Below are 12,920 nucleotides of genomic sequence, written 5' to 3' on the forward strand. Positions count from 1 at the left end.
CTCCGTACCTTCGTGGTGTGCGAGCAGTTTCCGAACCAGGATCCGACACCGCGGTCGGTCCCAGCTACGCGGAGCACCGGCACTGGCTCCGCTACCAGGAGTTCTTCCCCAGCGGGCTCAGCCTGGAACCCGAGCCGGACGCGGAATCCCGCGGCTCGGCGAGCCGACTCCTGACCGGCCGGGGCCTGCCGGCCGAGGCACTGCCGAACACGGCGGTGCAGCCCGAGGCGCCGGCCCCGGGCATGCCGGTCGAGGAGTGGTGGTCCTGGCGCGGCAGACGCGTGCACCTGGACCGGATCGCGCGCCCGGACGCGCCGGCGAAGGTCATCGCGCTGCACGGGATCGGCGGCTACGGGCGGATGCTCACGCCCTACGGGCGGCTGCCCGCGCTCGCCGACCTGGAGTTCCTCGCGCCCGACCTGCCGGGGTTCGGCCTGACCTCCAGCGGACTGCGCAACGTCACCTACGCCGGTTGGCTGCGGTGCGTCACCGACCTGGTCGCGGCCGAGCGGCGAACGGACCAGCGGCCCGTGGTCCTGATGGGTGTGGGATCGGCTGGGCGGTTGGCCTACGACGTGGCGGCGCGCGCGGGAGCCGGTGGTTCGGTCGCCGGAGTGCTGGTGACGGGGCTCGCGGATCCGCGTCGCGACGACGTGCGCCGCATGCTGGCGACCACGCCCGAGGTGGGCCGGTGGTCCGGACTCCTCGGGCTGCTGCCCGGTTCGGTGCCGATGCCGCTGCCTCCGGCGTGGGCTCCGGTGCGGTGGCTGGTGAACATCGCCGCGATGTCGAACCACGCCCAGTTCGCGCACGCCATCTGGGCCGACCCGCTCGCGGGCGGGAACTGGATGTCGCTGGGCTTCCTGCGCAGCTACCTCGTCGCCGCGCCCGCGGTGGAGCCGGAGGACTACGCGGGTCCGCCGGTGCTGCTGGCGCACCCGGCCGAAGACCGGTGGAGCCCGCCGCGGTTGTCCCAGGAGTTCTTCGACCGGCTCGGCGCGCGGGGGCGGTTCGCCGAGCTGAACGGGGCGGGACACCTGCCGACCGAGGAATCGGGGCTGGCTGATCTCGATCGAGCGGTCCGTGATTACGTAGACGAACTAGGCTTGACCTGACCGTTGCTCCGATTGACGGAACTGCGGTCACTCCCCGTGTTTCGTGGATACTCTCCGCATGGTCACTGATCGGTTGCTGCGGCCTTTTTCACATCGCCCGCTGCCGGGTCGTCGGGACGTGGCGGCACCGCAGCGGCCAGGATGGTACTGGTCGAAGCCGCTGGTCAGTTCGATGTCTGCGCAGGTGGTCCGAGCGCGCACCGCGCGCCGGTCGCCCGGAAAACGGATCTTGACGGCGCTCGGCGGGCCGCTCGGCCCTGGCCAACCGTGCCCGTCGTGAGTCACGATCGGCTCGGCAATCCGGCGCGACATTCGTGTCGCCGGGCAGGAGGAGGGTGGATGATCGAGAGTCACCACACCCTCGATCCGGAGGCGACGCTGGACACCCCGCGTCCGCCGGTGCGGGCCGAGGTCGATCCGGCGCGTCGGCGGGTGTTCACCGCGTTCTCCGCGGTCACGCTCCTGGTCGGACTGCTCGTCTCCGGTCTGACGTCCTCCGCGCTGGAGTTCCGCTACGACGCCAGCCTGCTCTACATCGGGCCGCTGCTGGCCATCGGCTTCCTCGTCGCCGAGCAGCTCACCATCGACGTCGACGTCAAGCGCGTCGGCTGGACCATCTCCTTCACCGAGATCCCGCTGATCCTCGGCCTGCTGACCGCGCCGTTCGAAGTGGTGCTGGCGGCCAACCTGCTCGCGGGGCTCGGCGCCCAGGTCGGGCGGCGCGCCGCCACCCACGTCGTCTACAACGCGGGCGTGCTGTGCCTGGAGATCGCGGTCCCCTTCGCGGTCGCCACGGCCGTGCAGCGCTCCCTGCCGGAGACCGCCCCGGACTGGTTCGGCCCGGTCGTCGGCACCCTCACCTCCCCGCTGATCAGCTGCGCCTTCGCGCTCGCCGCGCTGCACGTGCTCGGCGGGGCGATGCGGGTCAGCGCCGCCGGGCGGTTGTCCGTGCGCACCCTCGCGGTCGGCCTGCTCAACACCTCGGTCGGACTGATCGGTTACGAGGTCGCCAAGAGCACCCGCTGGGGTTGGCTGCTGGTGGCGCTGGTCGCGGTCGCCGTCGTCGGGCTCTACCGCGCCTACTCCGGGCTGCTGCGCGAGCAGCGCGACCTGGAGGCGCTGAGCGACGTGAGTCTCAGCGTCGCCAGATCCGGCCAGGCCGCCGTGCGCAACCCCTCCGAACCGGAGGACGACACCACCTCCGTCACCGAGTGGGAACCGGTCGCGGAACGCATCCGCGAACAGCTCAACGCCACCCGCGTGGTGCTGCGCCTGCGGCTGGACCCGCGCGGCGAGGTGAGCACCCTCGTCGCGGGCGAACCGCTCCCCGAAGCCGCCCGGATCGCGGGGCCGCACGCGCTGCGCGACGACCCGCTGCTGCAGCTGCCGGGCAGCCACGTGCGGTCCTTCCGCACCCTCGAAGCGCCCGACGAGGTGCGCCGCGCGCTGCGGATGCGCGGCGCCTACGAATCGCTGGTGGTGCCGCTGCGCGGCGCGAACCAGCTGCTCGGCGCGGTGGAGGCGCACGACCGGGTCAGCCGGTGGCGCGGGTTCGGCCGCGCCGACGTGCGGTTGCTGCACACCCTCGCCAGCCACCTGGCGACCGCGATGGACAACCGGCGGCTGCTGGCGCGGTTGCGCCACGACGCCTACCACGACCTGCTCACCGGGCTGCTGAACCGCGCGGGCTTCCGCGAGATGGCGGCAGAGGAGTTGCGCGCCGGGCGGACCGCGGTGGTACTGCGGGTGGACCTGGACCTGCTGACCACGGTCAGCGAAGCGCTCGGCTACACCTGGGGCGACCGGATCGTGGTCGCCGCCGGGCAGCGGATGCTCGGCGAGCTCGGGCCGGAGGTGCCGCTGGCCCGGTTGGAGGCCAACTCGTTCTCGGTGCTGCTCATCGACCACACCGAGGAGCAGGCGCACGCGGTCGGTACCCGGCTCTGCGAGGTCATCGGGGAGTCGTACCCGCTGGACCGGCTCGTCGTGGAGGCGGGCGGCGTCGCGGGCTTCTCCTCCTCGGCTCCGGCCGATGCGGAGGCCGAGAACGACATCGACACGCTGCTGCAGCACGCCGACGTGGCGGTGCGCGCGGCGCGCAACGCCAAGGACGTGGTCCGCGGCTACGCCCCGGCCATGGGCCAGGTGTTCCTGCGCCGCTTCCAGCTGGTCACCCAGTTCCGGCAGGCGCTGGACACCGGCCAGGTCGAAGTGCACTACCAGCCGAAGGTCGCGCTGCCCGGCAGGCAGGTCGTCGGCGCCGAAGCGCTGGTGCGCTGGTGGCACCCGGAGTACGGCCGGCTCGACCCGGACGAGTTCGTGCCGGTGGTCGAGGCCACCGGGTTGGTCGACGCGCTGACGTCCTTCGTGATGGAACGCGCGCTGATCAAGGTGCGGGAGTGGATGGACCGGGACCTGCGGATGTCGGTCGCGGTGAACCTGTCCGTGCGCAACCTCAACGACGAGTCCTTCCCGGACCGGGTCGCGGAGGCGCTGCGCCGCCACGACGTGCCGCCGGAACTGCTCACCTTCGAGCTCACCGAGTCCTCCGTGATGGAGGAGCCGGAGCGCTCCATGCCGGTGTTGCGGCGGCTGCACGCGCTCGGCGTGGTGCTGGCCGTGGACGACTTCGGCACCGGCTACTCCTCGCTGGCGTACCTGCGGACGTTGCCCGTCGACGAGGTGAAGATCGACAAGAGCTTCGTGCTCGGCATGGGCACCGATCTCAGCGACATGGCCGTGGTGCGCACCATCGTGGAACTCGGGCACTCGCTGGACCTGGTCGTGGTCGCCGAGGGCGTGGAGGACGACGCCGCCCGGGACCAGCTCGTCGGGATGCGCTGCGACATCGCGCAGGGCTACTTGATCTCGCGGCCGCTGCCGGAGGACCGGCTGGAGGCGTGGCTGCAGGCCCGGACGGTGAAGGCCCGCGGCGCCAAGTCCGAGACGGTGCTCACACTGGTGCACTGATCGTCCGCGGTGGCCGGATCCCGGCTCCTGCGGTCGAGAAGTGCCCGCTGAGCTGGGACTACCCCGAAAGAGGACCCCCGTCGCAAGGCCGGTTCGGCGGGTGTGTAGAGTTCTAATCGCTCCGCAAGGACATGCCCCAATAGCTCAGTCGGCAGAGCGTCTCCATGGTAAGGAGAAGGTCTACGGTTCGATTCCGTATTGGGGCTCGGAAAACAGTCGCGGTGCTCGGGTATCTGGGTGCTGCGGCTGTTTTGCATGAGGTAACCTCGGTGAAGAACCTGTCAGGTTGTCCTCGGCGGTGTAGCTCAGTCGGTAGAGCAAGCGGCTCATAATCGCTGTGTCGTCGGTTCAAGTCCGGCCACCGCTACCACTTCGGTTCGCCCACGCCTGTCGAGCGAGCCTCCTAGGACGCAGTACGAGAGAGGAAGGGCACCTCCGTGGCCGCCACCGACGTTCGCCCCAAGATCACCTTGGCCTGCGAGGAGTGCAAGAACCGCAACTACATCACCAACAAGAACCGGCGCAACGACCCGGACCGCTTGGCGATGAAGAAGTTCTGCCCCCACTGCGGTACGCACCGCACCCACAAGGAGACTCGCTGACCACAGCGCTCCCGACGGACTCGGAGAACCCGCCCGGCCTGCTGGCCGCGGCGGGTTCTTCGCGTCTGGTGCCGGAGTCCGGTGGTGCGGTCGGTAGCCTGCGCTGGTGCCGCTAGACCAGTCATTCATCGGACGTGAATACCCGCCCACGGAGCCCTACGAGGTCGGCCGCGAGAAGATCCGCGAGTTCGCCGACGCCATCAAGGACTCCTCGCCGCTGCACCGCGACGCCGCGGCCGCGCAGGCCGCCGGACATCCGGACGTGATCGCCCCGCCGACGTTCGCGGTGATCCTCTCGATGCGCGCGCACGACGCGGTGGTGGCCGACTCCGCGCTCGGGCTGGACTACAGCAAGGTCGTGCACGGCAACCAGCGCTTCACCCACCACCGCCCGATCCGGGCCGGGGATGTGCTGCGCACCTCCGTGGTCGTGGACGACATCAAGGCCCGCGCGGGCAACGACTTCCTCACGGTGCGCGCCGAGATCGCCACCGCGGACGGCGAACCGGTGTGCACGGCGATCTCGACGCTGGTGGCGCGCGGTACGGCGGAGCAGGGGGAACAGGCATGACGGTGCGGCTGTCCGAGGTGTTTAAGGGCGACGAGCTGCCCGCGCTGAGCGTCGCGGTGACCCGCGAGGACCTGGTGCGGTACGCGGGCGCGTCCGGGGACTTCAACCGGATCCACTGGAACGAGCGGTTCGCCACCGAGGTGGGCCTGCCCGACGTGATCGCGCACGGGATGTTCACGATGGCGCTGGCCGGCCGGCTGGTGTCGGAGTGGACCGGCGACCCGGCGGCGATCGTGGACTGCTCGGTGCGGTTCACCCGCCCCGTGGTGGTCCCGGACGACGGGGTCGGGGCACGGGTGGAGCTGAGCGGCAAGGTGTCCGCGGTGAACGAGGACGGCACCGCGAAGGTGCTCATCACGGCCCGCAGCGACGACCAGTCGGTCCTCGGCGGCGCCAACGCCGTCGTGCGGCTGCCGGAATAGCGGCTGATCGGCTCCGAGCGGCGTCATGGGCGCGGCCCGGCAGTCCGGAGAGGATCACGGCCCGCGCGCGGCCCTGGGTGCGGTTCAGCCCTCGGAACGGGCCGCGCGCCGGCTCCGGGGGGGGCGGGGGGGGGGGGCGCCCCGCCCCCCCCCCCCGCCCCGCGCGCCCCCCCCGCCCCCCCGCCGGGGCGCGCCGGCCCGCGCGCCGCCCGGGCGTGGGGCCTCGCGGCGGCGGCGCCCCCGCGCGCCCCCCCCCCCCCGCCCGGCGGCGGGGGGGCCCCGGCCCCCCCCCCCCCCCCCCCCCCCCCCCCCGGCTCACTTCGCCTCGCCGAGCAGGTCGGCGACGCGCTGCACGCCGGCCACGAGGTCCTCGTCGCCGAGCGCGTAGGACAGCCGGAAGTAGCCGGGGGTGCCGAAGGCCTCCCCGGGCACCACGGCGACCTCGGCCTGCTCCAGCACGAGCTCGGCGAGCTCCGCGCTGGTCTTCGGGCGGGCGCCGCGGATCTCCTTGCCCAGCAGCTCCTGCACCGACGGGTACGCGTAGAAGGCGCCCTCGGGCTCCGGGCAGGTCACGCCCGGGATCGCCGAGAGCATCTCGACGATGGTGCGGCGGCGCCGGTCGAACGCGGCGCGCATGTCGGCGACGGCGTCCAGCGATCCGCTCACCGCCGCCAGCGCGGCCCGCTGCGACACGTTCGCCACGTTCGACGACAGGTGCGACTGCAGGTTCGCGGCCGCCTTGATCACGTCCTTCGGGCCGATCATCCAGCCGACCCGCCAGCCGGTCATCGCGTAGGTCTTCGCGACGCCGTTGAGGATCACGCAGGTGTCGGCGAGCTCCGGGACCTGCGCGGCGATCGAGACGTGCTCGGCATCGCCGTAGACCAGGTGCTCGTAGATCTCGTCCGTGATGACCCAGATCCCGTTGCGCACCGCCCACTCGCCGATGGCCCGGACCTGCTCCGGCGGGTACACGGCACCGGTGGGGTTGGACGGGGAGTTGAACAGCAGGACCTTGGTGCGCGAGGTCCGAGCGGCCTCCAGCTGCTCGACGCTCGCGAGGAACCCGGTGGTGTCGTCGGTGGGCACCACGACCGGCACGCCCCCGGCGAGCTCGATCGCCTCCGGATAGGTCGTCCAGTAGGGAGCGGGCAGCAGCACCTCGTCGCCCGGGTCGAGCAGCGTGGCGAACGCCTGGTAGACGGCCTGCTTGCCGCCGTTGGTGACCAGCACCTGGCTGGGGTCGACGGTCAGCCCGGAGTCGCGCAGGGTCTTCGCCGCGATCGCCTCCCGCAGTTCCGGCAGGCCCGCGGCGGGGCTGTAGCGGTGGTTGCGCGGGTCGGCGCAGGCCGCGATCGCGGCGTCCACGACGGGCTGCGGGGTGGGGAAGTCGGGCTCGCCGGCGCCGAAGCCGATGACGGGCCGCCCGGCCGCCTTGAGCGCTTTCGCCTTCGAGTCGACCGCGAGCGTCGCGGACTCGCTGATGCCGCCGACGCGGGCGGAGACGCGCCGCTTCGAGGTGCCTGACTCGGACTGGTCCAGTGGTGCTGACATGGGAACATCTTCGCAGAGCGCGAACCGGGGCGGCACGCTCCCCGCCTCGGCGTTCGCCGTTGTCGGACCGCCCGTGCAGGAGGCGCGGAGCGATCCCGTACACTTCCCGTCTTGGGATGCCGGTACACCCGCACCCGAACTCGGCGTAGGCCGGTTTCGGGGCTGGCGTATGGTGTGTTCCGACGCGGCCGACGGTCGCGAAGGGGTGTAGCTCAATTGGCAGAGCAGCGGTCTCCAAAACCGCAGGTTGCAGGTTCGAGTCCTGTCACCCCTGCGTCGATGCACACGGTGAGCGGAGGAAGCAGGCGTGAGCGACGACCGCGAGCAGGGGCCGGACGAGCAGCAGGATGCCGCTCAGCCCTCCAGCGCCGCCGCACGACGCGAGCGTCGCGCCTCCCGCGCTTCCGCCCGGCAGGGCGGTGCGGGCGGGCCGGACTCCGGTGCCACCCGCACAACTGAGTCGAAGGGTCGGCCGACTCCGTCGCGAGACGGCCGGAAGGGTCGGGTCTCGCCGTTCCGCAAGGTGTGGCGCTTCCTGCGCGAGGTCGTCGCCGAGCTGCGCAAGGTCATCTGGCCGACACGCCGGGCACTGATCACCTACACGCTCGTGGTGCTCGTGTTCGTCAGCATTCTGGTGGCGTTCGTCGCCGGCCTGGACGTGCTGTTCGCCAAGGGCGTGCTCTGGTTGTTCGGCTGAGCGCCACGGCCCGCGGCGAACAGCGGGCCGCTGTCGCGCCATCGACCCGGCGCATAACGCACGAGAGGAAGCGAGACCCACTGTGACCTCAGGAGACGGGACCTCCCACGAGGACCAGGAGTTGACCGGCCGGACCGGTGCGCCGGCCGAGGCCGAGGAGTCGGCGGTGGCCGACGACGTCGACTCCGCTCGCGGCGCCGACTCCGGCGAGGACACCGGTTCGACCACCGGCGCCGACGAGGAGGCCTCGGCGGACGACGCGGCGACCGACGAAGCGGCCGAGTCCGCGGAGTCCACCGAGGACGACGGCGCCGAGAGCACCGAAGCCGAAGCGGAGAGCGCCGAGGCCGAGGAAGCCGAAGCCGAGGAAGAGGCCGAGGCCGACCCGGTCGAGGAGCTGCGCGCCGCGCTGCGCCGCGCTCCGGGCGAGTGGTACGTCGTGCACTCGTACGCCGGCTACGAGAACAAGGTCAAGACGAACCTGGAGACCCGCGCCCAGACGCTGGACGTCGAGGACTACATCTTCCAGGTCGAGGTGCCCACCGAAGAGGTCACCGAGATCAAGAACGGCCAGCGCAAGCTGGTGCAGCGCAAGGTGCTGCCCGGCTACATCCTGGTTCGCATGGAGCTCAACGACGCCTCGTGGAGCGCGGTCCGCAACACCCCGGGTGTCACCGGGTTCATCGGTGCGACCTCGCAGCCTTCGCCGCTGGGCATCAACGACGTGCTGAAGTTCCTCGCGCCGCAGGCGGAGAAGGAAGCGAAGCCGGAGCAGGGCAAGAAGGCCGCCCAGCCCGCCGCGTCCGCGAAGCCCTCGGTCGAGGTGGACTTCGAGGTCGGCGAGTCGATCACCGTCATGGACGGCCCGTTCGCCACGCTGCCCGCGACGATCAGCGAGGTCAACGCCGACAACCAGAAGCTCAAGGTGCTGGTGTCGATCTTCGGCCGGGAGACGCCGGTCGAGCTGTCGTTCAACCAGGTTTCCAAGATCTGACCGGTTCCCCGGAAGCCCGGCGACGGGCCGACGAGGGGATTCCGGCGGCTGCGGCAGGCTCTGGCAGGACCTGCCGCGGGAACGGGCGATGCCACCGTCGTGGTCCCCGCCCGTGCCCGGCCCGTCCTCGGGTCGGGCGAACGGACACCGAAGACACTAGGAAGCTAGAGATGCCGCCCAAGAAGAAGAAGCTCGCAGCGATCATCAAGCTGCAAATCTCGGCAGGCCAGGCCAACCCGGCTCCGCCCGTCGGCCCGGCGCTGGGCCAGCACGGCGTGAACATCATGGAGTTCTGCAAGGCCTACAACGCCGCCACGGAAAGCCAGCGCGGCGACGTGGTGCCGGTCGAGATCTCCGTGTTCGAAGACCGCTCCTTCACCTTCAACCTGAAGACCCCGCCGGCGGCGAAGCTGCTGCTGAAGGCCGCGGGTGTGCAGAAGGGCAGCGGCGAGCCGCACAAGTCGAAGGTCGGCAAGGTCACCGCGGACCAGATCCGCGAGATCGCGCAGACCAAGATGGTCGACCTCAACGCCAAGGACCTCGACCAGGCCTCGAAGATCATCGCCGGCACCGCCCGGTCGATGGGTCTCACCGTCGAAGGCTGACGAACCGGCACGTGTGGGAGGGCTCGCGCAGCCCTACGCGACCACGACTGATCCACCGTTAAGGACAGAGAATGACTAAGCGCAGCAAGGCATATCAGCAGGCCGCCGAGCTGGTCGACCGCGCGCGGCTGTACGCGCCGCTGGAGGCCGTCGAGCTGGCCAAGAAGACCGCCAAGGTCAAGATGGACCCCACCGTCGAGGTGGCCCTGCGTCTGGGCGTCGACCCGCGCAAGGCCGACCAGATGGTCCGCGGGACCGTGAACCTGCCGCACGGCACTGGCAAGACCGTCCGGGTCATCGTGTTCGCCACCGGGGACAAGGCCGCCGAGGCCGAGGCCGCCGGCGCGGACGCGGTCGGCTCCGAAGACCTCATCGAGCGCATCCAGGGCGGCTGGCTCGACTTCGACGCGGCGATCGCCACCCCGGACCAGATGGCGAAGGTCGGCAAGATCGCGCGAGTCCTCGGGCCGCGCGGCCTCATGCCGAACCCGAAGACCGGCACCGTCACCCCGAACGTCACGAAGGCCGTCTCCGAGATCAAGGGCGGCAAGATCAGCTTCCGGGTGGACAAGCAGGCCAACCTGCACCTGATCATCGGCAAGGCCTCGTTCGACACCACGCAGCTGGTGGAGAACTACGCGGCCGCGCTGGACGAGATCCTGCGTGCCAAGCCGTCCACCTCCAAGGGCCGCTACGTCAAGAAGGTCACCTTCACGACGACGATGGGCCCGGGCATCCCGGTGGACCCGAGCTTGACCCGGAACCTCACCGAGGCTCCTGCCTGACGCGGACTTCCGCTGCGAGCGGGCCGTCCCCGTCCGGGGGGCGCCCCGCTTTCGCATTCTCAGGAGCAGGCGGCGGGTTCGTAGTTGTCGATCTGCCAGCCGCCGTTGGGCTGGCGGGACATGCTGAACTTCCCGAGCGGCGGGCCACCGGACACGCTCAGCGCGCAGGAGTCGACGACGGCCGTGCCCTCGCTCTCCTGGATGACGTCGTTGGTGAAGCGCGGGCTGCTGAACGAGTTCGGTTCGGTGACCTTCTCGTGCGCCGCGACCGCGGCGGCGGCGCAGTCGGCGGTCTGCGAGTAGTAGGCGAAGGCGCTCCCGCCTTCGGGGGTGAACAGGGCGCAGACCTGCTCCGGCTGGTGCGCGACGTAGCCGTAGAAGGCGCGGACGACGCGTTGTGGCGACGGCGGGGTGACGGGCGCGGCGTCCGGGGGAGCGCCGCCGGTCCCACCGCCTCCTCCGCCACCGCCGGTGACGCCACCGAGCAGCTTGGACAGCAGCCAGAACAGCAGCAGCACGACCAGCGCCACCGTCACGAGCAGGAACAGCAGCCTCCCGAGCAGCGGCCGCAGCAGCGACCACAGCAGGACCAGCGCCTTCACCCCCCAGGGCCTGCGCTGGGGCGGTGGGGGGGGGGCGGGCGGTGGGGGCGGTGGTGCGGCCTGCGCGCCGGTGCCGTCCTGCCCGCGCTGCCACTCCTGGAACCGCTGGAACTCCAGGAACCGCTGGTACTGCTCGTACTGCCGGGCCTGCTCGTCGTCGGGTGCGGGCGCGCTCACCGGCGGGGTGCGCGGCGGATCCGGCACGAGTTCGGCGTCCACCACTTCGGGGGTCGCGTCCGGGCGGGGGGTTCGGTCGTCGCGGTGCGACTCGTTCGGGTCGGCCACGAATGACATCTTGCCGTGCCGGGCAAGGGTGGTGATCGTCCCGCGCCGCGGCGGTTGCGTCGGGCCGCCCACCTGCGGGGGTGCCGTCCGAGCTGCCGCGGGGGTGCAGTACTCTGGTCGCAGTTCCACCCAAGACCGCTGGTCTTTCCACGCGTCGCTCGCGATGCGCGGAAACGAAGGTCCCGTTGCGATGCGGGCGGCCCGCGCAGGAGGACGTGGCCGCACCTGAGCGCGCATGCGCGCCGGTGCTGAGTTTCCGCCCCGTGCCTGCTGCGCCGGGGCGTTTTTCGTCTCCTCGGGATCGTCAACCGGCTACGAATCCGCTTTCGCGGGATTCCGAGTCGATCGAAGAGAGGAGGCGACATGGCAAAGCCGGAGAAGGTCGACGCGGTCGAAGAGATCGCTTCGCGGTTCAACACCGCGACCACCACCGTGGTGACCGAGTACCGCGGGCTGTCCATGGCGCAGCTGGGGCAGCTGCGCACCGCCCTGGGCGAGGGCACGACCTACCGGGTCGCGAAGAACACGCTCGTCAAGCGGGCCGCCGAGCAGTCCGGGGTCGAAGGCCTCGACGACCTGTTCGTCGGCCCCACCGCGATCGCCTTCATCGAGGGCGAGCCGGTGGACGCGGCGAAGGCGCTCCGCGATTTCGCCAAGGACAACCAGGCCCTGGTGATCAAGGGCGGCTACATGGACGGCCGCGCGATCTCGGTTTCCGAGGTCGAGCGGATCGCCGACCTGGACTCGCGCGAGGTCACGCTGTCCAAGCTGGCCGGCGCGCTGAAGGGCAAGCTGAACCAGACCGCAGGCCTGTTCGCCGCTCCGGCGTCCCAGGTCGCGCGCCTGGCCGCCGCGCTGCAGGAGAAGAAGGGCGCCGAGTCGGACTCCTGATCCGTCCCGGCCCGGAACGCTGCGCGCGCGCCGGGATTCCGCCCGCACATCGCACCCGTTCGCCGAGGCGGACGCAGATCTGAAAGGAACGCCGTCATGGCCAAGCTGAGCAACGACGAGCTGCTGGACGTCTTCAAGGAAATGACGCTGCTGGAGCTCTCCGAGTTCGTGAAGCAGTTCGAGGAGACCTTCGACGTCACCGCCGCCGCCCCGGTCGCGGCCGTGGCCGCCCCGGCCGCCGGTGGCGCTGCCGCCGAGGTCGAGGAGCAGGACGAGTTCGACGTCGTCCTCGAGGACGCCGGCGACAAGAAGATCCAGGTCATCAAGGTCGTCCGCGAGGTCGTCTCCGGCCTGGGCCTGAAGGAGGCCAAGGAGCTCGTCGAGGGCGCCCCGAAGGCCCTCCTGGAGAAGGTCGACAAGGACAAGGCCAACGAGGCCAAGGCCAAGCTGGAGGAGTCCGGCGCCAAGATCACCCTGAAGTGATCTCCCGCCGGCCGGGCACCGCTCACGCGGTGTCACGGTCGGCATGCACTTCCGCCGCGAACCGGAATGCTCAGCGGAGGGCGCCGGGCGGTCCGCGAATCGATCGGATAACGATCGTCGCGGGAGATCCGTGCACTGGATCTCCCCGTCCGCCCGGCCCGCGTTGAAAAGATCATTCCGCGAGTGGCATGAGAAGGGGGGGACCCACCCCGGGTGCCCGCCTTTTTGCGGTCCGTGCACATTTCATTGATTTTTTCGGTCTGCGAAACCACAGATCCGGACAGTTCGGAACGATTTGCGCCGCGCTCTGGGAATCTAACTGAACTCGTGAGTAACCTGTGCGC

13 protein-coding genes and 3 tRNA genes are annotated in these 12,920 nt (G+C 70.9%); 14 read left to right on the plus strand and 2 right to left on the minus strand.

The features are described from left to right. The first annotated feature begins 17 nt into the window (after nucleotides 1-17). The 7 genes from LCD35_RS02735 to LCD35_RS02765 all read left to right on the plus strand — a co-directional run bounded on the left by LCD35_RS02735 (nucleotide 18) and on the right by LCD35_RS02765 (nucleotide 5,680). Nucleotides 18-1,115: an alpha/beta hydrolase gene (locus LCD35_RS02735; RefSeq protein ID WP_225043656.1), complete on the plus strand. Its 1,098-nt coding sequence runs from the start codon at nucleotides 18-20 to the stop codon at nucleotides 1,113-1,115. A 339-nt stretch (nucleotides 1,116-1,454) separates the two neighbouring features. Beyond that, nucleotides 1,455-4,085, plus strand: coding sequence for a bifunctional diguanylate cyclase/phosphodiesterase (locus tag LCD35_RS02740; RefSeq protein WP_224956910.1), 2,631 nt, complete (start codon nucleotides 1,455-1,457; stop codon nucleotides 4,083-4,085). A 133-nt stretch (nucleotides 4,086-4,218) separates the two neighbouring features. Next, nucleotides 4,219-4,291, plus strand: a tRNA-Thr gene (locus LCD35_RS02745). 88 nt (nucleotides 4,292-4,379) lie between these two features. After that, nucleotides 4,380-4,455, plus strand: a tRNA-Met gene (locus tag LCD35_RS02750). 67 nt (nucleotides 4,456-4,522) lie between these two features. Next, entirely contained in the window at nucleotides 4,523-4,687 is a 165-nt protein-coding gene (gene rpmG, locus LCD35_RS02755) for a 50S ribosomal protein L33 (RefSeq protein ID WP_224956909.1), read from the plus strand. A 106-nt stretch (nucleotides 4,688-4,793) separates the two neighbouring features. After that, the gene (locus LCD35_RS02760) at nucleotides 4,794-5,258 is read left to right on the plus strand and encodes a MaoC family dehydratase N-terminal domain-containing protein (RefSeq protein WP_224956908.1); all 465 of its coding nucleotides are present in this window, start codon (nucleotides 4,794-4,796) and stop codon (nucleotides 5,256-5,258) included. Further along, a complete protein-coding gene (locus LCD35_RS02765) occupies nucleotides 5,255-5,680 on the plus strand; it encodes a MaoC family dehydratase (RefSeq protein WP_224977475.1) in 426 nt (141 codons plus the stop codon). Before LCD35_RS02760 ends, LCD35_RS02765 begins: the two co-directional genes overlap by 4 nt. Nucleotides 5,681-5,995: 315 nt before the next feature. Here the strand turns inward: LCD35_RS02765 and LCD35_RS02770 are convergent, their stop codons facing one another. Beyond that, nucleotides 5,996-7,234 carry a pyridoxal phosphate-dependent aminotransferase gene (locus tag LCD35_RS02770; protein WP_224967095.1) on the minus strand — a complete coding sequence of 413 codons (1,239 nt, stop codon included), beginning with the start codon at nucleotides 7,232-7,234 and terminating at the stop codon, nucleotides 5,996-5,998. A 201-nt stretch (nucleotides 7,235-7,435) separates the two neighbouring features. Here LCD35_RS02770 and LCD35_RS02775 point away from each other — a divergent pair. The 5 genes from LCD35_RS02775 to rplA all read left to right on the plus strand — a co-directional run bounded on the left by LCD35_RS02775 (nucleotide 7,436) and on the right by rplA (nucleotide 10,315). Next, nucleotides 7,436-7,508: transfer RNA gene (locus LCD35_RS02775), tRNA-Trp, on the plus strand. A 33-nt stretch (nucleotides 7,509-7,541) separates the two neighbouring features. Then, nucleotides 7,542-7,931, plus strand: a complete 390-nt coding sequence (gene secE, locus LCD35_RS02780; RefSeq protein WP_224956905.1) for a preprotein translocase subunit SecE — start codon at nucleotides 7,542-7,544, stop codon at nucleotides 7,929-7,931. A 121-nt stretch (nucleotides 7,932-8,052) separates the two neighbouring features. Then, nucleotides 8,053-8,925, plus strand: coding sequence for a transcription termination/antitermination protein NusG (nusG, locus tag LCD35_RS02785; protein WP_255614194.1), 873 nt, complete (start codon nucleotides 8,053-8,055; stop codon nucleotides 8,923-8,925). Nucleotides 8,926-9,095: 170 nt separating this feature from the next. Beyond that, entirely contained in the window at nucleotides 9,096-9,530 is a 435-nt protein-coding gene (rplK, locus tag LCD35_RS02790) for a 50S ribosomal protein L11 (protein WP_224956902.1), read from the plus strand. A 71-nt stretch (nucleotides 9,531-9,601) separates the two neighbouring features. Next, nucleotides 9,602-10,315 carry a 50S ribosomal protein L1 gene (gene rplA, locus LCD35_RS02795; protein ID WP_224956901.1) on the plus strand — a complete coding sequence of 238 codons (714 nt, stop codon included), beginning with the start codon at nucleotides 9,602-9,604 and terminating at the stop codon, nucleotides 10,313-10,315. Nucleotides 10,316-10,374: 59 nt separating this feature from the next. Here the strand turns inward: rplA and LCD35_RS02800 are convergent, their stop codons facing one another. Next, entirely contained in the window at nucleotides 10,375-11,202 is an 828-nt protein-coding gene (locus LCD35_RS02800) for a hypothetical protein (protein WP_225043657.1), read from the minus strand. A 363-nt stretch (nucleotides 11,203-11,565) separates the two neighbouring features. Here LCD35_RS02800 and rplJ point away from each other — a divergent pair, with 363 nt between their 5' ends. Then, nucleotides 11,566-12,093, plus strand: a complete 528-nt coding sequence (rplJ, locus tag LCD35_RS02805) for a 50S ribosomal protein L10 (protein WP_224956899.1) — start codon at nucleotides 11,566-11,568, stop codon at nucleotides 12,091-12,093. 96 nt (nucleotides 12,094-12,189) lie between these two features. Beyond that, entirely contained in the window at nucleotides 12,190-12,576 is a 387-nt protein-coding gene (rplL, locus tag LCD35_RS02810) for a 50S ribosomal protein L7/L12 (RefSeq protein WP_224956898.1), read from the plus strand. Nucleotides 12,577-12,920 lie beyond the last annotated feature (344 nt).

Origin of the sequence: Saccharopolyspora sp. 6V (genome assembly GCF_020176785.1) — a bacterium.
Lineage (GTDB): Bacteria > Actinomycetota > Actinomycetes > Mycobacteriales > Pseudonocardiaceae > Saccharopolyspora_C > Saccharopolyspora_C gregorii.

Bases quoted from the DNA above. Each gene is read 5' to 3' on its own strand.
- rplK (WP_224956902.1), top strand. From the start codon at position 9,096: ATGCCGCCCAAGAAGAAGAAGCTCGCAGCGATCATCAAGCTGCAAATC.
- rplJ (WP_224956899.1), top strand. From the start codon at position 11,566: ATGGCAAAGCCGGAGAAGGTCGACGCGGTCGAAGAGATCGCTTCGCGG.
- rplL (WP_224956898.1), top strand. From the start codon at position 12,190: ATGGCCAAGCTGAGCAACGACGAGCTGCTGGACGTCTTCAAGGAAATG.
- rplA (WP_224956901.1), top strand. From the start codon at position 9,602: ATGACTAAGCGCAGCAAGGCATATCAGCAGGCCGCCGAGCTGGTCGAC.
- LCD35_RS02765 (WP_224977475.1), top strand. From the start codon at position 5,255: ATGACGGTGCGGCTGTCCGAGGTGTTTAAGGGCGACGAGCTGCCCGCG.
- LCD35_RS02770 (WP_224967095.1), bottom strand. From the start codon at position 7,234: ATGTCAGCACCACTGGACCAGTCCGAGTCAGGCACCTCGAAGCGGCGC.
- LCD35_RS02740 (WP_224956910.1), top strand. From the start codon at position 1,455: ATGATCGAGAGTCACCACACCCTCGATCCGGAGGCGACGCTGGACACC.